Consider the following 1010-nt stretch of genomic DNA (forward strand, 5'->3'; position numbering starts at 1 on the left):
GACGAGAAGCTGCGCTTCGCGGCGCAGATCGGCGTCTCGGGCATCCAGATGAACAATCCGACCCTTCCCGGGGACAGTTTCTGGGAGGAAGCGGACATCCGCGCGCTGGTCGAGAGGATCGAGGCCGCCGGCCTCACCTTCGAGGCGATCGAGAACGTCCCGACCCATTTCTACAACAAGGCCATGCTCGGCCTGCCGGGCCGCGACGAGCAGATCGAGAACTACTGCCGCACGGTCGTGAATGTCGGCCGCGCCGGCGTGCCGATCCTCGGCCTGCATTTCATGCCGAATTCGGTCTGGCGCACCGACCGCAAGGCGCCCGGCCGCGGCGGCGCCGGTAACACGCGCTTCGAGATAGCGAAGGTCGAGGGCGCGTCCAAGGATGCCTGGCGCTCCTTCATGCCGACGACGCTCGGCCGCGCCGATTCCATGCCGCTCTTCGGCGAGGAGGACGGGATCATCACCGCCGAGATGATGTGGGCGAACTACTGCTACTTCATGGACGCGGTGCTGCCGGTCGCCGAGGAAGCCGGCGTCAAGATCGCGCTGCATCCCGACGACCCGCCGGTGCCGATGCTGGGCGGCGTCGCGCGCATCTTCAAGGCGCCGACCGACTTCAAGCGCGCCTGGGAGCGCTATTCGACCAGCACCTCCTGGGGCCTCGATCTCTGCCTCGGCTGCTGCTCCGAGATGCCGGGCGGCGCCGACAATGTCCGCGAGATGATCACCTTCTTCGCGCCGAAGGGCCGCATATTCTACGTCCATTTCCGCGACGTGCAGGGCACGGTGCCGGACTTCGTCGAATGCTTCATCGGCGAGGGCAATTTCGATCCCGGCGAGGCCATGCTGCTTCTGAAGCAGAACGGCTTCACCGGCTTCCTGCTCGACGACCATGTCCCGCAGATGGACGGCGACACGCCCTGGAACCATCGCGGCCGCGCCCATGCGATCGGCTACATGCAGGGGCTCCTCAGCATGGCCGAACGCGCAGCGTGACCGGAGCGCGGCCT

General features: G+C 66.7%; 1 protein-coding gene. It reads left to right on the plus strand.

What is annotated here, in order from left to right; all coding sequences use genetic code 11:
* Positions 1–996 (plus strand): mannonate dehydratase (locus J0I99_RS20265; RefSeq protein WP_291399260.1); only part of this gene is annotated, 996 nt, incomplete at its 5' end.
* Positions 997–1010: the final 14 nt, after the last annotated feature.

The organism is Devosia sp. (genome assembly GCF_017307495.1).
Lineage (GTDB): Bacteria > Pseudomonadota > Alphaproteobacteria > Rhizobiales > Devosiaceae > Devosia_A.